The sequence below is a fragment of the Rasiella sp. SM2506 genome (assembly GCF_050859505.1).
Classification (GTDB): Bacteria; Bacteroidota; Bacteroidia; order Flavobacteriales; family Flavobacteriaceae; genus Marinirhabdus.
The window spans coordinates 3,503,155-3,525,209 of the sequence record NZ_CP193934.1 but is presented as its reverse complement, the minus strand read 5'-3'; the positions used below and the strand labels follow the sequence as shown (position 1 = coordinate 3,525,209).

The window sequence follows — 22,055 nt, the reverse complement described above, 5'->3', positions numbered from 1 at the left end:
ATATTTTTACCTAAAATTACACCTTAATGAAGTATTTGTACGGATTGGCACTTTTGGCCAGCGTTGTTTTGTGGAGCTCTTGTAGAAACGATTTTGAAACGGTTGCAAGCACAGGGAACCTTGAATTTTCTAGAGATACCGTTTTTCTTGATACCATTTTCAGCAATATTGGTTCCAGTACCTACAATTTGAAGGTATATAACCGTAGTGATGAAGACATCAACATCCCAACCGTGGGATTGGCGCAAGGTGAAAATTCTAAATACCGTTTAAATGTAGATGGCCTCCCAGGAAGTCAATTTAAAGACGTTACGGTACTGGCAAAGGATAGTATTTTTATTTTTATTGAAACTACCCTTGATATAAATAGCAGCACAGATGATAATCAGTTTTTATACACAGATCAAATCGTGTTTGATGGTGGTGGGAATCAGCAACAGGTAGAATTAGTTACACTGGTAAAAGACGCTGTATTTTTATTTCCGGACGACTTAGGGAACGGCATGGTGGAAACACTTACTATAGGTGAAGGGGAAGCTGCATTCGAGATTGAAGGCTTTTTTCTGGAAGACGATGAACTTACCTTTACGAATGAAAAACCTTATGTTATTTATGGTTTTGCAGCAGTGCCAGGCGGTAGAACATTAACTATAGATTCGGGCGCACGTATTCATTTTCATGCGAATAGTGGGATTTTGGTAGCTAATGAAGCTTCTATGAAAGTAAATGGAGAAGCTAGTACAGATCCTGAAGCCTTAGAAAATGAAGTTATTTTTGAAGGTGACCGTCTGGAACCAGCCTTTAGTGATGTTCCAGGACAGTGGGGTTTTATTTGGCTTACTGCAGGGAGTACCAATAATGAATTTAACTACACTACCATTAAAAACGGTATTGTAGGCATCCGTATGGATAGCAATGATGGTGATAGAACACTTACACTACGTAACGTGCAAATTTATAATAGTGCTGTAAATGGACTTTTAAGTTTAACTGGAGATATTTATGGTGAGAATGTGGTGATAAATAATAGCGGGGAAGCCTCATTGTCGCTTGTGCTTGGTGGAAGATATAATTTTAACCATAGTACCTTTGCTAATTATTGGACCAATAGTTTTAGGGATTCGCCTAGTGTGAGTATCTCAAACTTTATTACAACAGCAGATGGTTCTCTTGGTAGCGATTTAATAGAGGCTAACTTTACTAATTGTATAATCTACGGGAACGAACAAAGAGAATTAGGGTTATCAAATGAACCCTCCGCAGCCTTCAACTTTAATTTAACGAACTGTTTACTTCGTTTTGAAGATCCTAATGGTGATTTTACTAATTTTCCAGAATACAACTTCAACAATGGTGCTTTGTATACAAACACAGTTTTAAATATGGATCCTCTTTTTCAGAATACTAACTTGAACAACTTCAATATTGAGCAAGGAACTTCGGGTGCTGAAGGTATTGGTCTTGGTGGTGTAGCGCCGTCCAGAGATTTAAATGGAATCGTGCGTGATACTAACAATCCAGATAGTGGAGCGTATGAAGCTACGGTATTCCCAGAAGATCCAGACGGCGATTAATCGCAGCCCAAGTCTATTCTAGATTGTGGGTCGTTGTTAGGAATACAATTTCCAGATAAAACTGAAGTAGGAGCGTATCGGGCTATATTTGGATCAAACAATCCGTTTTCCAAAAAATCTACCAGGTTTGTAATCTCTTCTTCTGTAAGATTTAATGCACCAAACTGAGATGCTATTTGTGCATCAGGCACATCGGCATTTTGTTTTACACCTCCATTTTTATATTCCACTACTTCACGAATGCTGGTTACTGAGCCTCCGTGACCATAAAATTTATTCGACTTTAAGTTGTACAAGGTAGGAACCTTAAATTTATAATCGTCTTCGGCACGTCCTGTAAATTCACCACGCCCTTTTTGGACTTCAATGTTGAAAGAACGTCTTGTAGCTCCATGGATAATAGTTTCTGATGGATCAAAATCTAACAAACCCCAGGCGTGAAATTCGTTCGATTTTAAAGCGGGTCCTGTATGGCATTCGAAGCATTTTCCTTTATCAAAAAATACCATAGCTCCCTTTTTCTGATCTTCTGTCAATGCATTAGTATTTCCGCGCAACCATTCTTGCCACGGTGCCTGGTTGGCTAGGATGGTTCGGTTAAACGCTGCAATAGCCAATGCTCCATTTATAGATTCGTAGCGTTCATCTTCGGGAGATGAGGGAAATGCGGCGTCAAAATAACTTTTGTAACCAAATTCCTCGGCAAACTCGGCATCAATTTTTAGGCGATGTTCTTTTTGTCCGGCAATACCTTGTGTTTCCAACCCTTGAAACCCAAAGAGATTTTCGGGAACAATACCGCTGTTTTGTTGTACGTATGGCGCATTAATACCCTGCGCACCTAAAGATCCATTCCATAGGGCTACTTCCTGATAGGCTACATTAATAAGTGTTGGAGGCTTTACAGCTTGTACATCAATGCTATCACGAGGCATGGTGCTTTCATCCATAGCCACACGTCCTTCGCCAGCAAACCCAAACCCAATGCCGCCTTCGCCAATTCCCTGCCGTATTCCAGCAGAAAATCCGGAAGCCGCAGGATGACAACTCGCACAAACGTAACTATATTTATTTCCAGAAATTTTAGGATTGCCTCCAACCGCAGTTTCATGAACTAACAACTGTCCTAAGGCAACTTTTTCTTTCGTAATTGGATTTAAAGGATCTTGTGGGATGCTTGTATAATCGGTTTCATTAGGCAGTACAAAATAGGAAACTCCCTGATCTGGAGAACAAGCCTCCAGTAGCAGTGTAAGATCTTTATCTAAAGAGGTTGGCGCATTAGTGTATTCGTCAGATTGACACCCTACCAATACTATAGCCATTATTGGTAGCATTATTTTAAAATACTTCATCATAAAATTTGTTAGTTGCGATTAAAATTAAGAAAATTTTAAGAAATTAATGGTGTAGTGTGCTTTTAAATTTTTTTTATAAGGTATCCAGATTTTTTTAAACAAAAGAAACTGAAGTAAGTATACCCATAAACAAGGAGTATACTAGGGTCACGAATTTGAAATCTTTAAAAAGTTGCCCTCTTTCCTTGTATATTTGTATTTCAGTAAGAAGTAGAATTATTGTACTTCCATTTGGTAAGAACATTTCAAAAAAATACCATGAATTATATACTTTTTGACGGCAGCGTACGTGACCAATTACTTCCTTTTACCTTTACGCGTCCTGTGGCAGATATACGCGTTGGGATTCTCACACTACGTGAAAAGTGGGAGCAACACCTACATTCTAGTACCTCTACGGTTACTGAGGATTATCTTTCGGACAAATGGCCTATGGTGGAGCTGGAGAAAAACGTTTTAATTAATGCCTCTTTTATTCCTTCTGAAAATTTAGTAGCACTGGTAAAAAACTTAACTGAAAATCAAGCCATCTTTTACAATGAAGAGCCCATCGCGTTCTTTACAATCGAAGACCAGGAAGTAGATTTTGATACGTTCGAAATTATAGAATACACGCACCATGATGTTCTTAGAATTGAACACACCTGGGATATCTTTTCGAAGAATCATGAAGCTATTAAAAGAGATTTCGATCTAATAACCGGAGGAAGAACATCCCAGCCCATTCCCGAAATGACCGTTGCTTTCAACAAAGAAAACATTTTTATTGAAGAAGGCGCAAAACTTCCTTTATGTTCCTTAAATGCAACCGAAGGCCCCATCTATATTGGCAAAGATGCTGAAATTATGGAAGGTAGTATGATTAGAGGTCCGTTTGCCTTGTGTGAAGGAGCCACAGTTAAAATGAATGCAAAGATTTATACTGGCTGTACCATTGGTCCACATAGTAAAGTAGGAGGGGAGCTTAACAATAGTGTACTAATGGGATACTCCAACAAAGGCCACGATGGTTTTTTGGGGAACTCTGTTATAGGCGAGTGGTGTAATCTGGGAGCAGATACTAACAATAGCAATTTAAAAAACAACTATGCTGAGGTACGTCTCTGGGATTACGAAACTCAAGGCTTTGCCCGAACAGGTCTTCAGTTTTGCGGTCTTATGATGGGCGACCATAGTAAGTGTGGTATAAATACGATGTTTAATACTGGTACTGTGGTAGGGGTAAGTGCCAATATTTTTGGCAGCGGCTTCCCAAGAAACTTTATTCCTAGCTTTAGTTGGGGGGGTAGCGCGGGAATGACCACCTATAAAACCGATAAAGCTTTTGAAGTAGCAAAAATTGTAATGGACAGACGTGGCGTTACGTTTACAGAAGACGACGCCAAAATTCTGGAACACGTTTTTGAGGAGACCGCGCAGTGGAGGAGAGGGTAAGGTACCCACACTCACATTTTTTTAATAAGTACCACAGCTGTTATACTTTACTTGGATACCGCGGCTGCCTCGTTCGTTTTTAAACAAACCGTATTTTATATTTAGAGTCTATAAATGCAAGACCGAATAGTAATATTAATGAGACTATAAATGTTATAATATTTAGAACTACCGACAATTTATTTTTCTTTGAAATTTTAAACACTAAAAAGAATAGAAATACAACTACAATGGTTGAAATAGTATATAGGTTTAATCCTAAATCAAGACTAATTCTTCCTTCATCGTTTGGCTGGAATAGATTTGCCCAAGTAGCTCCTAACCTCATTATAAATGGTAAGAATAGAAAAGGATATAGCATTATGATTTTATGTTTTTTTAGAATAAAATAAAATACTATTCCTTGGATGATTGTAAATATGGGTCCAGAAGCACTAGTGATTATTCGATGCGCCTTAGTTAGTTTAATTGAAGAATCTTTTACTGAAGCTCCATTCAGAGTAAATCCAGCATCATATCCCAATAACTCATAGGCTATCCAATGGCTCATTTCATGAAAGAAGAAGGTGAGAAAAGTAGCAATAATCATTACTCCAATGTATTTAGTCCAATCTATAAATTTCATTTTATTGTTTTGTTAGTTTGATGAATAGCAAAGGATTTGCATATGATCGGCTGTTCTTGAGCGGCAGTATAGGCAGTGCCAACATTTTGCGTCAGCGAAAGTGGGAAGCGCAGCGTGCGAATCAGCCGCCTGTCTCCGACGAGCGTTTCAGCGAGAGGAAGACACTGGCGCCGCCTCTACGTATATATCCGCTGTACCAATTTTTTATAAAGTTAGGTAATTTAATTTAAGACGAATGTGACCTCTGAATGATATGCGTTGCTGTAACACGTAATTTATCAAAGTTCAATATCATTTATTTTTTCCTTTTTATAATATAGTTCAAGTTCAGCAGAGGAGTCCAATTCATTTATCGTAATAAAATACAAGTCCGCTGTAAATTTTTTCATCGTGGTCGGTCCGTAGTAGACGATACTCAGTTTTGGCTTTTTTCTAGTCTTAAAGTTTGTTTCGAACTCTATATTGTGATAACCCTCAAAATCATAATTAGTAAAAGTATCTTCGATATTCTCATCATATTTTGGATAAGGTATAAGCGGTTTTCCTCTTTTGTTCAAAAGTTCAGTTTTAAGATATTTGCTACTATGTACACCACTTCCTCCTATAGAAATGCCTTTATAGCCTATATAATCACCAACTCTATATCGAACTTTGTTTTTAGTATCAACTAACGAGAATGCATTAATATCAACAGGCTTTTCATTAAGAGATTCAATTTTTACACGAAACATCCTTTTAGTTAGTTTATCACTATTGACTTCATTCGATTGTCTTACATTAAAGAATTTTGAAGCTTTCCTGTTTTTCTTAAATTCCAATTGCAAACTGTCTTTTGTTACGACGATTTCTTGAGCATATGAGCCCAAAAAAATAAACAGTAATAAAAATGTAAAATTATATTTCATTGAGTTTTTGATTATGTGTTACAACGTGATTGTATATGAAAAGTAGCGGGTTTGGCAGTCACTATCTTTTCGGATAGCATAAATGTATTAAAAAAGCGCAAGCTTTAATGACTTGCGCTTAATTAGCTATTTTTTTAATACGTTGTTATCTCTCGTTTTATATCAGAACTCTTAATTTAGAATTCCCTTTTTGAATATTACAAAATCTTTTTAGGACATCTAAAGGCAATCCAAAAGCTTCCGCAAGTTCATTATCAGAATATTCTAGGTCGTTTTTATGCATTTTATATGCCGTAAGAAAAAGCTTAGGCTCATCTATGTAAACATTGACGGGCTCATTTTTCCTTCCCCATTTTCGACTTAATTCGATATTCAAGTATCTATATCGGTCATATGAAATACTACCGATATCCTTAGCGCTTCTAATTAGGGATGCCATTGAAGTTAGCCAATATCGTTTATGCTCAGCTAAATCAGAGAGTTTAAGATTGCGCAATGACGACTTAATATGGTCAGCGGGCATCAAAAATTCTGAAGCGAAGTCATTAGCCTCATTTTCTACATTTCGATATTCTGGAATAATAAAATTTCCAGAAATATGCATAATCATATGTCCGAGTTCGTGCGAAAGCGTAAACCTCTTACGGTCATTACTAAAAGAACTGTTTATTACAATAACAGGATTTCCTTTATCTGTTACGAATGAAACTCCATCAAATTTTTCGGTAGTGTCAAATTCCACGACAATGATTCCGTTGCTCTCTAATAAATTAAAGATATTCTTAACGGGTTCGTCGGGAAGTAAGCCCATTTGTTTTCGAATAAATTTAGCTATTGATTTTGGAGTATATCCATCTTCAATATCAATTGGTTTAAGATTAAACTCGGGCCACTCTACAGAACTAGTCATTTGGTCAACAATAAAACCAATTAGTTTATTGCTATACTGAATGTCAAGTCTTGTCGCTTTGTTTATTGCTGATTTTTTTCGGTAGTGCGCATTTTCAACGTTATTAGAAATTCTCTTTTTGAAAAACTTCTCAGGAAAGTCTAAAAAGGATATTATTTTTTGTACAATTTCATTAGAAAGAGTACCTAAACCCTTTTCAAATTTTGACAGATTTGATTGTGACAGTCCGTTAATATGAGAAGCTAAATCCGTTTGCGAGTATTTTCTGTATTCACGTGCAAAGATTAGCTGCTTATAATTAATTTCCATTTCGTTTGTATGTTATTAGTTTAGTTAAAAAAAGGTTGCATCCAATTCTACTTATTTATTCGAAACGTTTTTCTTTACAATTTCATCGCGTAGTTTCGGCATAGCGACTTTCTCCTCTTTAGGAATAGAAAGTGTTTTAGTGGCTGAGATATTGTCTCTAGAAATTTCCCACTTGATCTGATCTTCATCTATATAAACGAGTTTCGGGTTAACAATATTCCCGAACTTGTCCTTACTGTAACCAAAAAACAATATTGGTTCTGCCACATAAGTGGAATCATCAAACAGCGGTATTGAAAGTTGCTGCGAAATTGCGGTTACAGATTTAGTCTTAATGTTCATAGGTAATCCTTTTTGATTAAATTTCTTAAAAAGGATTATGTATCCATTGATACGCAGCGTAAATCGCTTGTACTTTCCGAACTTCCAATTTTCAGGAAAGTGTTCTTGGATACTTTGAATCATTTTGGAGTTTAGAAGTGATGCTTCAAACCCTCTGGCTCTTGACTCCGGCGGAGTCTGAACAATCTCTCTCTCATAATTTTTAAGCGCTCCGTAGAACGCTGAAAATATGAGCAAAAGTTCGTTCTTTAAATCAATTTGACAACCTTCTAAAGATGCCAACCGTCTTTTATATGACGGATTTTCACTTTTTTTTAGTACTTTTGTAATCATATTACTTTTTACATTATTAAATTATACAATAATCGGATGCAACCGATTTTGAATATCTCTGTTGTCGCAGGGATATTTTTTAATCTACAAATATATAAAAAATAAATTTAATTGTATAATTTGTTATATAATTTTTGATAACAATTGTATTGTTGAATATTAGTTTTGCAATTTACTAGTTTTGAGATAGTTAAGGTTTTAGGAAATGAGAGATAACACGTAATATAATAATTTATATAGTCAGTATTCTATAAATAAATCAGGATAACAACAGTATCTCGTCAAGGTTATCCCATAAAGATAAAAAATCCTATCGATGGTGGTATGGCTCATTTCGTAAAATAGTAAAGCCACGGTACAGCTGCTCCACCATAAACAAACGTACCATTTGGTGCGAGAAGGTCATTTGGGAGAGGGATACTTTTCCCTGGGCGCGCTCGTAAATTTCCGGACTAAATCCGTACGGACCACCAATCACAAAAACGAGGTTTTTTAGACCGCTGTTCATTTTTTTCTGAAGGAACGTGGCAAACTTTTCTGAGGTAAATTCTTTACCCTTTTCATCCAATACAATAAGGTGGTCACTGCTAGTGGTACGTTTTAATATTTCGGCACCTTCCAACTGTTTTTGCTGGTCTTCGCTAAGGTTTTTAGCTTTTTTAATATCGGGAATTACTTCTAAGGCAAAAGGAACATAATGCCCCAACCGCTTAGCGTACATTTTTATAAGCGTTTCCAGATTTTTGTCGTCTGTTTTGCCAATGGCGAGCAGGGTGATTTTCATAGGGTAAAAGTGGGTATTCCTAAAACAGGGTTGTTTTATTCAATGGTAGGTTTTTTTTTGAATTTTGTAGCCAGCTCTACTTCAGCAGTAATATACCCAAACGAGTCCCAATCACTACCCGCAACAATATCTTCAAAAATTTGTTTGGCAGCTTTACTATCACCTTCACACAACAAATAATTTCCTAAACCGTACAACAAAGCACTATTAGTAGCTGTGCCATCGGGTTGTACTTGTATTTCGGTAGGTTGGAGCTCGCCTTTGTAAAGTAAACAGGCTTTTAAATAAGGTTCATTTTCTATTACTTTAAGATCGCTGGGGATATCTTTTACATATTCAAATCCTTTGCTTTTTTGTCCCATCTGGCAGTTAATAGTGTACAACCAGTGGGATGCAGAAACCAGATTATCTGGATTGGGTGACGTTTGCAGGCATTTTGTAAAGGCGTCTAGCGCTTTCTGGTCATTGTTGTTAAGATACTGTGCCAACCCAAGATGGTAATAAATATTGCCGTGCATCGTACTTACGGGTGTATTTTGTGCATTGGGCATGCCATCTTCTTCAATCTTATTTTCCTTCCCTCTAATGAGTGCCGCTGCCTTTTCAAGATCTGCAATGGCGTTGTCAAACTCCCGAACCGTTATATATCTATGTCCGCGGTGTCTTAACAATCTGCTTTCATTTGGAAATTTTTCTAGACCTTCGGTATAAATTTGTATTGCCTCACGATAATTTCCTGTATAGGCAGTAAAGCGGCCAAACCAAATGGTGTTTTCTAAGTCGGATTTTTCTTCAAACGCTTTTTTCTTGTCTTTGTATAATGCCACAATTTTTTTTGAAGGCGGTTCGCTATACAGCGTATCTCCAAATTTGGAAATTGCCTGATACGCATGCATCCAATCTGAAGCAATGACTTCTTCTGTTGTTTTCTTTTCTTCGGAAGAATTACACCCTAAGAATAATACTAATCCGAATAGCAATATATATTTATACATACTCATAAAGTTATGCTTAAAGATACAATTAATACGAAATAGTACCTAAAGGATACATACATAGTACTTTTTAAATTTTTATGTCTTCTGAAATAGTGATATAGATTACGTATTTACCCGTATTGTTTTGTGAGTGAACGAGTTGTAGCTTTAGCATCCATTATTTAAAAACTATGAAGAATGAATTCTACTCCAGCAAATCATTTCCCTTGCTACTATCTCATTTGGCAGAAGGAGGGGCATTGTTTGCTGAAGCTCCTACCGCATCTTTCAATTACTATTATAATGTCCGCACTCATGAAGGACAAGCGCAACTGGTTTATCTTGATAAAAGTACCTTGGCTTTACGCTTATATCCTACACTAGAAAATACCCTTCTTGTTTTTACCAGCAATATGCAGCCAACTACGTACACCTTGTCTGGGAAAGCTATTGTTTTAAATACGGTAATTTTAAAAATTGATTTAGAAAACGATATACAGTCTGCCGCCATGATATTTAATCATAAAGGAGATGTGTTATATACCACTGCCAATTATCACCAAATGGGTATCGCGAACGGGTAGTTATTAAAACAACACCTTGGGATAGATTCAATTTTTATAGTTGCTTAGCTATTTGTATTTTTGCAGTCCTAAAAATACAGATGAAGAATTTTCTGTAAAAAATCTATTTTTTTGAAATACGCCAGACTTACAAAAGAACAATTAGAAGAACTGCATCCGGAATTTATCAACTTTTTGGCCACACAATCCATCACAGGAGAAGAGTGGGCAACCATTAAAGACAAACAACCCGAGGTTGCCGAAGAAGAGCTAGACATTTTTAGTGATTTAGTTTGGGAAGGCGTGCTTCAAAAAGCCGAATTTTTGGAAAATATTGCGCCGCAGCAATTATTTCTTTTTAAAATAGAGGATACCGAGATGCATCTCATTTCATTAAAAATATTGAAAGAAGGCATAGACATTTCTACAATTAAAGGTTACCAATGGTTGCAACAAAATTTTGCTGAAGATTCCGTAGAGTTTTTCACAGCCTCCAAAGCATTTTCAGCCAAGAAATCTGAAGATATTTTCGCCCTCATCAAACAAGGAGCCAGTATTACCAAAGGAGAATTATATCGCTTTTTTGAAGGAATGGTAAAGCAGTAATGCTCTTATTTAATCTAGTGTATCGAAGACTATTTCCATGTTTCTGATTTGGTATTTATTTTTTTGAAATTTTAATATCCCGAAGGCTTGCCCTGAGATATTTACTTGCTGAATCTGTGCAAGGTAAACGTCATCGCTGCCAATAGAAAGAAGGCAACCACTTGGTGTAAAACACCCAACACTACAGGTACTCTTAGAATAAGTGTAAAAACTCCCAACACAAACTGTAGTAGTACCAATCCTAAAAGGATATGAATTGCTTTTTGCTGCAAAACAGTTACCGGAATATTTCTAGATTTCCACCAGATAAGCCCGATAATAGCAACAACCACATATGCCAGATACCGGTGTACAAACTGCACACCACTCTTGCCTTCCACAAAATTTTTCCATACCGGATTTTGCTCTATGGTTACTGTTTCGTGAATTAATTTTCCGTCGCTCATTAACGGCCAGTGGTTGTGTATCCATCCGGCATCCAGTCCAGCAACAAAAGCACCCCAAATAATTTGTATCACCAATATTCCCAATCCCAATCGCAACAGGTTTCTGAACTTGCTATTAATTTCTTTTTTATGTGGATACCACAAATCCATCGCTACCCAAAAGGTATAAGCAAACGTAATAAAGGCCGTGGTTAAGTGCATTGCCAGGCGGTAATGACTTACATCTGGATTGTCTACCAAACCACTTTTAACCATATACCAGCCCAGAAATCCTTGAAATCCACCTAAGAATAAAAGGAGAATACATTTTTTAATAGTGGATTTAGTAAGTTGTTTTTTCAGGAGAAAATAGAAGAATGGAATTACAAACACTACCCCAATAAACCTGCCAATCACCCGATGGATCCACTCCCAGAAATAGATATCTTTAAAATCCTCAACTGAAAAATGCTGATTTAATTTCTGGTATTCTGGATATTGTTTGTAAAGATCGAAGGCTGCTTCCCATTCGGTATCGTTCATGGGTGGCAAGGTGCCAGAGATAAGCTTGTAGTTTGAAATAGAAAGTCCAGAATGTGTGAGACGTGTAATACCTCCCACAACTACCATAATAAAAATAAGCGTACAACCCGTAAGCAGCCAGTAAATTACTTTTTTATTGTCTTTCATAGTACCTGTTTCACAACTAACATTTGAGACTACTCTATTTTGAAGGAGTTAATCCCAATTTTATTCCTTTCTTCAGCATAAAAGCGTGTGCGGCTTTATATTCGTTAGGGATTTCTCCTTCCAAAATAGCTTCTTTAATGGCATCTTTTAGTAAGCCAATTTCCCGGGATGGTTTTAAACTGAAGGTTTCCATTATTTCCTCTCCACTTACTGGTGGCTGAAAATTCCTAACGTGATCACGTTCTTCAACCTCCACGATCTTATCACGTACCTGCTGAAAGTTATCATGGTATCTCCTGAATTTCTTGGGATTTTTAGTGGTAATATCGGCTTCACACAATATCATAAGATCTTCTACATAGTCTCCGGCATCAAACACTAACCTTCGCACAGCACTATCGGTTACATCACTTGCTAAAACGATGGGGCGGGAGCTCATCAATACCATTTTCTGGACAAATTTCATCTTGTCATTCAAAGGCATCTTAAGCCGTTTAAAGAGTTTGTATACCATTTTACTCCCTACAAATTCATGTCCGTGAAAGGTCCACCCAATTTTTTTATCAAATCGTTTTGTGGGCGCTTTGCCAATATCGTGCAGTAAAGCTGCCCAACGTAGCCAAAGGTTATCTGTGGTTTCAGAAATATTATCTACTACTTCCAGCGTATGCCAGAAATTATCTTTATGACGCTGTCCATCTTTTTCCTCAATACCTTGGAGTGCTAAAAGTTCTGGAAAAATATGCTGTAGCAGTTTGGTTTTTTGCAGTAACGCAAATCCTTTTGAAGGTACGGGAGACAATAAAATTTTATTAATTTCGTCAACAATACGTTCTTTAGAAATTATTTTTATACGGTCTGCATTGCTAGTAATAGACGCTAACGAACTTTCTTCAATGATAAAATCTAATTGTGTTGCAAATCTAATAGCACGTAACATACGTAAGGGGTCGTCACTATAAGTAATATCTGGATCCAGCGGCGTTCTTAGTATCTTTTTCTGAAGATCCTCTACACCACTAAAAGGATCTAGCAAATCGCCAAAGCTTACATCATTTAAACTTAAGGCAAGTGCATTTATGGTAAAATCGCGACGGTCTTGGTCCTCCTGTAGCGTTCCATTTTCTACAGCGGGGTTTCTACTATTTTCTGAATACGATTCTTTTCTGGCGCCTACAAATTCCAGTTCTATTCCGCCAGATTTCAGCATAGCAGTACCGTAGGTTTTAAAAACAGAAACTTTAGGTTTTCCAGGGAGAAGCTCAGCTACTTTTCTGGCCAGTGCAATGCCGCTGCCTACTGCAACGATGTCTATATCTTTAGCATCACCCCGTTGTAAGATGTGATCCCGAACGTAGCCTCCAATTACATAGGTTTCTAATTGAAGCTGTTCTGCTGCTTTAGAAATCACCCTAAAAACGGGATGTTGAAGTGCCGACTTATAATTGGATTGCATGGGTATTTTTTACTCGTGCAAAGGTACGAAATAGCTGTTCGTTGAACAACTTAGATTAGATTGAATAGTAAGGTTCAATTATTTGGTCAGGATAGCACATAGGGTCTTTCCTTTTTTATCAAAAATTATTGTATTCGGATTAAAAATTGACTTCAACGTAAGCCACCTTCTTTGGATAGCCGCTTTCTTTTTTTGAACTTCTGGCGGGGTGTTAGCTGCAGTATATTCACTTTTGGAGATTAGGTCACCTGCTTCATTCAGTATGGGGGTTCGTTCAATTTTTCTTCTTCTTTTTTTCAATTTATACGCTTCGGGATGGTTAAAGTAATATTCCGAAAAATTTATAAAACTAACTCCCATATCTAGCATTGTCGCTATATATTTAATAGAGTCTTCACTAAACCACCAATGATGCACAGGTGGAGCTTCAGAATCCCATACAATATCTGAAGGCATAAGGGATTTATTAGGCGTTGTAATTATAATATGCCCTCCTTTTTTTAATAATTTCAGAATAGAGGCTATAAAGCTTATGGGTTCTTCAATATGTTCTATTACTTCGGTTAAAATAACTATATCGTATGTATTTGGTTTTTCAAGCGCGTAGTCATATAAATTTCTACACACATAAAAATCTCCAAAATTTTTTTTGGCTTGTGCTATAGCTTCACTCGAAATATCGAGCCCTTCTATATTGTACCCTTCTTCTTTAAGTGAATAGGTGAGGTATCCCAGTCCACTTCCCAATTCCAAAATCTTGGCGCTGTCTTTACTGGGTACCAATGTAGTAAGTGCTTGCTGGATTCCCCAATACGCTTCTTCAGAATTTGCTAAATAGTGCAAGGGTTTATCTGCAGTCTTAACTTCATTTACATAACTCCAATATCTATTATATCCAGGGACATTTTTCCCGTTACTATAGATGGCGTCATATATTTTGCTAGTATCTGCGCGCGGCATAGAAAAAGAGGTAACACAGGTGTCACAAGCATATATGTTAAATTTCATCCCAAGTTGATAGCCTTGAAAATCTTTATATTTTAATTGAGAAGGACTGCCACATAATTGGCAAGGAGGATTCTCATTCTTTTTTGAGTTGGTCATTTTAGTTGCGCTATTTGTGTATTCCGTAGATGCCTGATACTCGTATCTACGATAGACTTTTTCTCTAATTATGAGTGCAATTGAATAAAATAGTTATTCTCTAATCACCTTTACCATTCCGTCCAAGGTTAATTTGATGATAGCTGAAGGCGTACCTCGTTTTTCTTTTTGATTATAATTTACCACATAATCTACACCATTTTTTATCTCATCGGAAATTTCAGCAAAAGACAAGGGAGTTGTTTTTCCACTAATATTTGCCGAGGTAGAAACAATAGGTTTCCTGAATTTTCTAATTAATTTCTTGCAAAAATCATCCTTTACGACACGTATTGCCAGTGAATTGTCTTCAGCGATAATATTGGTAGCCACTCTAATGGGGTCATCGTAAATAACGGTTGTAGGTTTTACCGCGTATCTTAAAATGTCGTAGGCTACTTCGGGAATTTCTTCCACAAATTCATTCAACATTTTAAAATCGTGTACCAGACAAACCATCGCTTTATTTTCGGCACGTTTTTTCAGCGCGTAAATTTTATCAATGGCATCTGCATTGGTGGCATCACAGCCTATTCCCCAAACCGTGTCTGTAGGATATAAAATAAGTCCGCCGCGTTTTAGGGTGGCTATGGCATTTTCAATTTCAGTCTTCATAAAAGCGTACTTTTTGTTGTTGTTTGAGTGAATGGGTCATTGGGTTGCAATCGATTACTGTGGAAAGCAAAAACCATTTTTTCGGCTTTACCAGCAGGGCTAAAGTTAAATAGATACGTACGATCCACCATTTTATAAATCCGAAGTTTTTTCTAATCACGTATAAATATGAAATATAACTTTCTTTACTAATTATTTTTGAAGTGCCCGTACTTACTCCTTGATAGTGTAATATTTTTGCTTGCGGAACGAGTGTACTTTTATAGCCGTTTTCTCTTAACCGATGGCATATATCCATTTCTTCCCAATAGAGAAAGATGTTAGTGTCAAAGCCGCCCACTTTTTCGAAAGCTTCCCTCCTAAAAAATAGAAAAGCACCGTTTACCCAATCTGCTTCCAGGGGTTCGGTATATTCCTGTTTTCGTTTTGGGTAGCGTGTTGGGTTGTTCTTTTCTAAAAATCCGCGACCCAAGAGTAATCTTCTCAATCCTTTATTGTGGTCGAAGGAAGGGACAAAATGGTTGTGCTCGTCATAATTTTGAGCGGTACAAACGCCTACTTCTGGATGACCATCCATATAAGTTGTCAAAATTTGCAGGCAGTCATTTAAGAGCATGGCATCGTTATTCAGAAAAAGCAAATACCGTGCGTTGGCATACGGGACCCCTAACATATTTCCACCGCCAAAACCTGTGTTGATAGGACTTCTGTGTAGAATGAAATTTTCCTGTTTTGGAAAATTAGCCGACAAATGCTTATAATCCTCCAATTCAGAATTATTATCCACTACAATCACTTGATAGCTTGTGGCGGCCTGTGACTTTATCTTAATTGCATTCACACACTCCAACGTGTACTTGGCAGTATTATAATTCACAATAATGATGGCGACATCGAACATACTGCAAACTTAGCGTAAAATTGTGTGATACACTTCCAGATATTGCTTAGCGGTGGCTTCCCAATTAAAGCTTTGGGCGCGGGCACTATACCACGTTTCATAATCGTTTTGATGGGCGTAAAATGTTTCCATCCCTTCTTGTAAAACCTTTGCCATATAGGCTGGTTCGTAATGCTCCCAATAAAAACTTTGTTCGCCACCAATCTCGGGTAAGGATGTGTTATTGGAAAGAAATGCGGGCTTCCCAAAGCGCATCGCCTCAATAGGAGGGATGCCAAAACCTTCCCGTAACGATGGAAATACAAAGGCTTCGCAGTTTTTTAGGTAATAGTTTTTTTCAGTATCTGCTATTTTGCCAGGTAAGAAGACACGGTCGTCCAGTTTATATTCTGAAACCATACCGCGCAAACTAGCGCCATATAAAGATTGATTATTTCCAGCCAGAACGAGATTGTATTCTGGCAAATGATGCAGCATGGCAACTAAGCTTTTAAAATTTTTCCGTTCACTAAAATCGCCTATTGAAAATAAATAGGGTTGCTTCGGAAGTAGGGACGGTTTAAAATCTTCAGGAACCGAAGTATCTGTAATGGTATTGCCATTATAAATTACAAATTCTGGCACCTTAGGCACCTTAAAATGTGCGTGCGTATCTTTTTTGGCAAATTCTGAAATATAGGTAATGGCCGTTGCACGTTTTAGCTTTTTTTCAAACTGTGCTCGTAGTTTGGCTTGCAGTCCTGCCGAACCTTCAGTAACAAAATGAATGTCGTGTACGGTAAGTAAATACGGGATGTTGTAAAATGGTTCTACTTTAATATTCTGATTCAAACAATGCCACAAATCGTATTTTTTCTTAATGCGGAAGGGTTTGTGACGCGTAATACTTTTGTATTTTTTGTACTTGAAGGTAGTGCCAAATTCGGTTTTTAAAGAGTTGGCGTCCGTTACGTTTAACGTAAGGGTAAGATTCCCTAAATCCTGTGTGGCTAGCCCTTTTATGAGATGGTAATTAAACTGCCCAAAGCCAGAAAACTTATTTTTGAGATTATGTGCTTCTAAAAAAACCTTTTTCATATCAGTCTATTTTTCGGTACAACAACCATAAGTTCACGTAGCGCTTAAACACCGAAAACGCACTTACATACGCCAGAATAAATCCTTCTTTCCCGTCTAAAATTCCCAACCGCAAAATAAACTGATGCCAAAAGCGGTAGTAGGGTCGAAACAGAAAATGATAGAGCGTTGGTTTCTTCTTTTTCTCGTACAGCATTTTTGCTTGTAAAGCGCTGTATTTGTGCATTTTCCCTGTATATTCGTCAAAATTTTTATAGGTGTGGTGGGAGAGGGTTTGTTTCAGCTTTGCTGTGGTGCCATCTGCCTCCAGGGTTTCGTGCACAAGATTATCGTTGTATTTACAATGCTTTCTGTTGAAAACCCGAATCACCCAATCGTTTTGTAAACCGCTGTATTTAATGCGTTTTCCCATAAAGTAGAAATCGCGCTTCACGAAATAAGCGATGGCCGAAGGGTTTTTCAACGTAGACGTAATTTCTTCAGCAAGTTGGGGAGTTACTTCTTCATCCAGGTCAAAAAACACTACCCAATCATGTGTCGCTTTGGAGATGGCAAAGTTCTTTTGTGCCGAAAAGTTGTCGAATTTCCGTTCGTATACGGTCACATTCTCGTGTTTTCTGGCTTTTTCTACCGTTGCATCGCTGCTAAAGGAGTCTACGATTATTAGTTCGTCCGCAAAAGAAAGCCTTTGTACAAAGCCATCTACGTTGTCGGCTTCATTCAAAGTAATGGCGATTGCCGAAATTTTTACGGTTTGCTCCAAGAGTTGGTGGTAGTTTGGGTAAAAATACTAATTTTACAGAAGTACTACACCCACAAACTTTGGCAAAACTTCCTATATTAATGTACCACGACATCACTTCTCAACAAGGGAAGGGGTTACGGACGAGCGCTTCCAGTTTTGAAGCACATTGTAAACATTTGGCTTCCAGAGGCTATACCACGCATCATTTTGCTGAAATTTTAAAGAGTAAAAGCTCTTTAAAAGGCAAGAACTGCATTATCACCTTTGACGATGGCTATGTGAATCAGTTAGAATTTGCGGTGCCAATCCTACAGAAATACAAACTGAAAGCTACGTTTTTTATTCCCTTAAATTATTTAGGGAGAAGCGATGAATGGAACGATGGCGAAGTCTCTATAATGACAGCCGGGCAATTACGGGCCTTACCTTCTGAAACTATTGAGTTGGCGTACCATAGTTTTCAGCATAAAAAATATACCGATTTAAACGCTTCGGAGATTGAAGAAGATTGTAAGTCATGTTTTGATTTAGTTTCAGTAGAAAATTTAAATTTCACGAAAGTACTGGCATATCCCTACGGAAAATTCCCTCGGAGGAATCCTGAGCAAGAAACATTCTTTCAGCAATTAAAACAAAACGGATTCCTAGTAGCGCTCCGCATTGGCAATAGAATTGAGCAATTTCCCTTCAAAAATATCTTTGAACTCAACCGAATAGACGTAAAAGGAGAATGGTCACTGTTGCGGTTTAAGCGGAAATTGAAGCTTGGGAAGATTTTTTAAAAGGTGAACTACTCTTAAAAAAATCTGTTTTTTACTATTCATTCTATAAATATACTGCATATTAGTTACGCCACATTTTTTCAAAAAAAGCATTAAAAGCATAATATATCGTATACGATATATTATATTTGATTATGATAAATAAAATAACCTATCGTGATCAAGTAAGATTTTTGATTTTAGATAAAATGAAAACGGGGCAATTAAAGTCCGGAGACTCTTTGTCATTAGCATCAATTGCAAGAGACTTAGAGGTAAGTGTCACACCAATTAGAGAGGCGTTAACACAATTAGAGTATTCAAAAATTATAAAATCAGTACCTAATTGTGGTTTCATAATTCCTGAGCTTAGTAATTCAAAAGCGAAAAATTTATATCAACTTGTAGCTACTTTAGAAGCCTTAGCTATTGAAAACTCTACGTATTCAAAATCAATAATAACGAAACTTAAGGAACAAGAAAAGAAAATTGAAATGGCTGGAAATGCCATAGACAGAATTAATGCAGACATTACTTTTCATAATATTTTGACCTCTCAATATGATAATGAAACAGCTCAACAAGTTTTATTGGATTTAAAAACAAGAATATTTTTCTATGAAGTTGCATTTATGGAACGTCGAGAGTTCCAAGAAAGTTCTAAAAACCATCATCAACAAATTATCAATTATATAGAAAAGGAGCAAACTAAAGAAGCTGTGGAACTACTAAAGATTAATTGGCTTCAAACACTAGATCTTTTTACATTATAAAAATAGTAACTCAATGAAAAATATGGCACTCATATTATGCTTATTACTGTTGCTAACAAGCGCATTTCCAAGTTTTGCACAGGAAAGTACCATTTATCAGCCTGATGCCATGCAAAAGGATTTACTTAAGTTTAAGACGGCTTTAATTAATACCCATCCTGGCATTTACGAATATCAAACACCAGAAGAGTTTGAACTATTTATGAATCAATTAAATTTAGAAGCTTCAAAACCCTTGGAGGCCAAAACGTTTTATAAAATTGTACTCAAACTTATTGCGAAGATTCACGATGCGCATTCAGGCGCCCATCCTTATAAAGCACTGGGTAAAGTTTTCAAAAACCAAAAACGGTTGCCATTTCAAGTTTTTATTAAAAATCAGCGGATTTTCATTGTCAGAAACATGAGCAATCAATCGATTCCTGAGGGTTCTGAAATTATATCTATTGATGCTAGTTTGAGTAACAACATCGTTTCAGAAATGCTAAAACATTATTCTGCCGATGGGATAAGTACTTCGGGGATGGAACATTATTTAGGGGTTTCTTATCTATCGTTTAGTAAGACGTATCCTATTGTTTTTGAAGCAAAGCCTACATATCAAATTACGTATAAAGATTATAATACAAGGGAAATTGTGACCAAGACAGTTGCCTCTATTTCAAGAGCAGAATATGTAGAGACGGAACTTAAAAAATATAGTTCAAATTCAAAAAAGTTCAAAGAAAAAGCTTTTGATTTTAAAATAAATGAAGAAGAAAAGTACGCTTATTTGCAAATAACCCGATTTTTTAAAGACAGTTTCCAAGAACCAGAAAGCACCTATCCAGATTTTTATAGCACATGCTTTAAGGAAATAGAAACTAAGGGGATAAAATACCTCATTGTAGACTTACGAGACAATGATGGCGGTAAATTAAGTAATGCCGCTCACTTGCTTCGATATTTTGTGGATAAACCTTTTACGCCTACCAATGAAATTACAACTAAAGGAAATGACGAATATTATTTAGAGACCATTGGTGATACTTTGTCCTTCAACTCAGATTTTGGGTTAGAAAGAAAAGCAAATGGTGATTATAAAGTAACCAATTCTGATTATTTAACAGAGTTAAAAGTTTTTGAACCGATAGAGAAATATGGTTTTGATGGCAAAATAATCGTTTTGATAGATGGTGGTGCTTCATCTGCCGGAGGTGCGGGACCCGCAATTTTACAAGAATATACTGACGCAGTTTTTATAGGAAGCGAAACATTTGGAACGGCGGGCGTAGGTAACGGTATTAATAAAACGTATATCTACGGAGAATATACTGAAGTAGCCATATCTATACCACTTATGCATAGTGATATTGCGATAAATGAGCATTTAAAAAGAAGAGGCGTTTTGCCAGATTACGAAATCACAAATTCTATTCACAATATAATTAATGATAGAGATGTTATTTTGGAGTTTGCTGTGGAAAAACTTTTTGAAAAAAAAGATTAAATTTATTTTATCAACTAAATACTGCAAGACCTATAAATATGCAAAACCTAACCTCTTTTAAAATAACATTTATTTTTATGCTGTTTCTGTGTTCCACATACATTGCGGACGCGTGTACAATTTTTGTTTTAACAGATGGAAACAATACCTATTTTTTTAATAATGAAGATAATACAAATCCAAATTCTAGAATTTGGTTTATTCCAGCAGGAGAAAATCATTTTGGATGTGGATATGTTGGTTACGAAGATGGTGCTGCACAAGGAGGTGTGAATACAGAAGGTCTAGCTTTCGATTGGTATGCAGGTAAACCTGTTGATTATATCCCAAAAGAAAGTTTGATCCCAATTGAAGACAGCACATCAGAAAGAATGTTGGAGTCTTGTGCCACCATAGACGAAGCAATAGCATTTTACAAAACCTATCGTGAAACAAGTTTTGCTGGTGCGACCATAATCATTGCCGACAAAACTGGTGCATCGGTAATTATTGGAGCAAGGAACGGCGAATTGTATTTTGAAAAAGTAGTAGAAAGTAGAGTATTAGGATGGGCATCTTCAACTTTTAATAACATGTATACCGATGAAACAACAATCGATTTAAAAGGAGGCTCAGAAATTTTGAAACAGTGCATGTTTCCTGAAGAAGAAGAAGAATATATGGCAGGAACAAAATATTCAAATTCTTATAACTTAAAAAATGGAGATATGACATTTTTTAATTTTAAATCCGATTCAGAAAGTATTACAATTAACTTATTTACTGAACTTGAGAAGGACGCTCATTACTATGAAATTTCGGAATTAGAAAAACAAAAGACAGCAGCTATCAAGCCTTTAATTACTTCAATGAAACGGCTGATTTTGTTTGAATATCCAGCAAATATTGAGGACGACTCACAAGTTATTCCCCTAATTGAAAAAATACTCGCTTATGGAGCTAAAGGTGAATTTCCATCAGCATACTATTCAGAAAGTAAAAGAAAGGAATGGTTAGCTGAAAAAGAAGGGGTACAATCTCTTATACAGAGTTTAGGGATATTACAATCGCTTCATATAGTGGAAAAAAAGTATAAAGATAATTTCAGTACGTATCGAGTTGTCTCAGTTTTTGAGGATATTAGAGTACTTTGGTCATTTGAAGTAGACGAATATGGAAAAATTAATGACGTGAAAATTTTATCACATTATAGGTAGTTGTAAATAATTCTATCAAACAATACTAGGAAGAATAACAAAATTCCATAGTACAAAAACAATT

General features: G+C 36.5%; 22 protein-coding genes. 8 read left to right on the top strand and 14 right to left on the bottom strand.

What is annotated here, in order from left to right; all coding sequences use genetic code 11:
* Window positions 1-26: 26 nt before the first annotated feature.
* Complete coding sequence (locus ACQ2HF_RS15830; RefSeq protein WP_432411395.1) at window positions 27-1,574, top strand: hypothetical protein; 1,548 nt, start codon at window positions 27-29, stop codon at window positions 1,572-1,574.
* Here the strand turns inward: ACQ2HF_RS15830 and ACQ2HF_RS15825 are convergent.
* Window positions 1,571-2,899 carry a cytochrome-c peroxidase gene (locus tag ACQ2HF_RS15825; protein ID WP_432411394.1) on the bottom strand — a complete coding sequence of 443 codons (1,329 nt, stop codon included), beginning with the start codon at window positions 2,897-2,899 and terminating at the stop codon, window positions 1,571-1,573. The two genes, ACQ2HF_RS15830 and ACQ2HF_RS15825, sit on opposite strands and share 4 nt — an antisense overlap.
* A gap of 291 nt (window positions 2,900-3,190) precedes the next feature.
* On the opposite strand from ACQ2HF_RS15825, the gene ACQ2HF_RS15820 reads away from it, so the two are divergent.
* Window positions 3,191-4,366 (top strand): GlmU family protein, encoded by a 1,176-nt coding sequence (locus ACQ2HF_RS15820; RefSeq protein ID WP_432411393.1) that lies wholly within the window; start codon window positions 3,191-3,193, stop codon window positions 4,364-4,366.
* 79 nt (window positions 4,367-4,445) lie between these two features.
* On the opposite strand, the gene ACQ2HF_RS15815 is transcribed toward ACQ2HF_RS15820, so the two are convergent.
* The 6 genes from ACQ2HF_RS15815 to ACQ2HF_RS15790 all read right to left on the bottom strand — a co-directional run bounded on the left by ACQ2HF_RS15815 (window position 4,446) and on the right by ACQ2HF_RS15790 (window position 9,569).
* A complete protein-coding gene (locus ACQ2HF_RS15815) occupies window positions 4,446-4,991 on the bottom strand; it encodes a hypothetical protein (RefSeq protein ID WP_432411392.1) in 546 nt (181 codons plus the stop codon).
* A 278-nt stretch (window positions 4,992-5,269) separates the two neighbouring features.
* Window positions 5,270-5,896 carry a hypothetical protein gene (locus tag ACQ2HF_RS15810; RefSeq protein WP_432411391.1) on the bottom strand — a complete coding sequence of 209 codons (627 nt, stop codon included), beginning with the start codon at window positions 5,894-5,896 and terminating at the stop codon, window positions 5,270-5,272.
* A 157-nt stretch (window positions 5,897-6,053) separates the two neighbouring features.
* A complete protein-coding gene (locus tag ACQ2HF_RS15805) occupies window positions 6,054-7,115 on the bottom strand; it encodes an XRE family transcriptional regulator (protein ID WP_432411390.1) in 1,062 nt (353 codons plus the stop codon).
* Window positions 7,116-7,166: 51 nt separating this feature from the next.
* Window positions 7,167-7,790, bottom strand: a complete 624-nt coding sequence (locus tag ACQ2HF_RS15800; protein WP_432411389.1) for a hypothetical protein — start codon at window positions 7,788-7,790, stop codon at window positions 7,167-7,169.
* 310 nt (window positions 7,791-8,100) lie between these two features.
* A complete protein-coding gene (gene rlmH, locus ACQ2HF_RS15795; protein ID WP_432411388.1) occupies window positions 8,101-8,574 on the bottom strand; it encodes a 23S rRNA (pseudouridine(1915)-N(3))-methyltransferase RlmH in 474 nt (157 codons plus the stop codon).
* Between the two features lie 35 nt (window positions 8,575-8,609).
* Entirely contained in the window at window positions 8,610-9,569 is a 960-nt protein-coding gene (locus tag ACQ2HF_RS15790; protein ID WP_432411387.1) for a tetratricopeptide repeat protein, read from the bottom strand.
* Between the two features lie 173 nt (window positions 9,570-9,742).
* Between ACQ2HF_RS15790 and ACQ2HF_RS15785 the strand changes: the two genes are divergently transcribed.
* Both ACQ2HF_RS15785 and ACQ2HF_RS15780 read left to right on the top strand, forming a co-directional pair.
* Entirely contained in the window at window positions 9,743-10,135 is a 393-nt protein-coding gene (locus ACQ2HF_RS15785) for a hypothetical protein (protein ID WP_432411386.1), read from the top strand.
* A gap of 111 nt (window positions 10,136-10,246) precedes the next feature.
* Window positions 10,247-10,720 (top strand): DUF6495 family protein, encoded by a 474-nt coding sequence (locus ACQ2HF_RS15780; protein ID WP_432411385.1) that lies wholly within the window; start codon window positions 10,247-10,249, stop codon window positions 10,718-10,720.
* Window positions 10,721-10,821: 101 nt separating this feature from the next.
* On the opposite strand, the gene ACQ2HF_RS15775 is transcribed toward ACQ2HF_RS15780, so the two are convergent.
* From ACQ2HF_RS15775 to ACQ2HF_RS15745, 7 genes are all read right to left on the bottom strand, one after another.
* Complete coding sequence (locus ACQ2HF_RS15775; protein WP_432411384.1) at window positions 10,822-11,835, bottom strand: COX15/CtaA family protein; 1,014 nt, start codon at window positions 11,833-11,835, stop codon at window positions 10,822-10,824.
* Between the two features lie 34 nt (window positions 11,836-11,869).
* Window positions 11,870-13,291 (bottom strand): CCA tRNA nucleotidyltransferase, encoded by a 1,422-nt coding sequence (locus tag ACQ2HF_RS15770; RefSeq protein ID WP_432411383.1) that lies wholly within the window; start codon window positions 13,289-13,291, stop codon window positions 11,870-11,872.
* Between the two features lie 78 nt (window positions 13,292-13,369).
* On the bottom strand, window positions 13,370-14,395 hold the full coding sequence (locus ACQ2HF_RS15765) for a class I SAM-dependent methyltransferase (RefSeq protein ID WP_432411382.1): 1,026 nt from the start codon (window positions 14,393-14,395) through the stop codon (window positions 13,370-13,372).
* Window positions 14,396-14,488: 93 nt separating this feature from the next.
* Window positions 14,489-15,049 (bottom strand): L-threonylcarbamoyladenylate synthase, encoded by a 561-nt coding sequence (locus tag ACQ2HF_RS15760; protein ID WP_432411381.1) that lies wholly within the window; start codon window positions 15,047-15,049, stop codon window positions 14,489-14,491.
* Window positions 15,039-15,950: a glycosyltransferase family 2 protein gene (locus tag ACQ2HF_RS15755; RefSeq protein WP_432411380.1), complete on the bottom strand. Its 912-nt coding sequence runs from the start codon at window positions 15,948-15,950 to the stop codon at window positions 15,039-15,041. Before ACQ2HF_RS15755 ends, ACQ2HF_RS15760 begins: the two co-directional genes overlap by 11 nt.
* Window positions 15,951-15,959: 9 nt before the next feature.
* Window positions 15,960-17,027 (bottom strand): glycosyltransferase family 4 protein, encoded by a 1,068-nt coding sequence (locus ACQ2HF_RS15750; RefSeq protein ID WP_432411379.1) that lies wholly within the window; start codon window positions 17,025-17,027, stop codon window positions 15,960-15,962.
* A gap of 1 nt (window position 17,028) precedes the next feature.
* Window positions 17,029-17,790: a glycosyltransferase family 2 protein gene (locus ACQ2HF_RS15745; protein ID WP_432411378.1), complete on the bottom strand. Its 762-nt coding sequence runs from the start codon at window positions 17,788-17,790 to the stop codon at window positions 17,029-17,031.
* On the opposite strand from ACQ2HF_RS15745, the gene ACQ2HF_RS15740 reads away from it, so the two are divergent.
* The 4 genes from ACQ2HF_RS15740 (at window position 17,763) to ACQ2HF_RS15725 (ending at window position 21,991) form a co-directional block, all read left to right on the top strand.
* Window positions 17,763-18,554, top strand: a complete 792-nt coding sequence (locus tag ACQ2HF_RS15740; protein WP_432411377.1) for a polysaccharide deacetylase family protein — start codon at window positions 17,763-17,765, stop codon at window positions 18,552-18,554. The genes ACQ2HF_RS15745 and ACQ2HF_RS15740 overlap by 28 nt on opposite strands.
* Window positions 18,555-18,688: 134 nt before the next feature.
* Complete coding sequence (locus tag ACQ2HF_RS15735) at window positions 18,689-19,306, top strand: GntR family transcriptional regulator (protein WP_432411376.1); 618 nt, start codon at window positions 18,689-18,691, stop codon at window positions 19,304-19,306.
* Between the two features lie 22 nt (window positions 19,307-19,328).
* Window positions 19,329-20,795: a S41 family peptidase gene (locus ACQ2HF_RS15730; protein ID WP_432411375.1), complete on the top strand. Its 1,467-nt coding sequence runs from the start codon at window positions 19,329-19,331 to the stop codon at window positions 20,793-20,795.
* 38 nt (window positions 20,796-20,833) lie between these two features.
* Window positions 20,834-21,991, top strand: a complete 1,158-nt coding sequence (locus ACQ2HF_RS15725) for a hypothetical protein (RefSeq protein ID WP_432411374.1) — start codon at window positions 20,834-20,836, stop codon at window positions 21,989-21,991.
* Window positions 21,992-22,055: the final 64 nt, after the last annotated feature.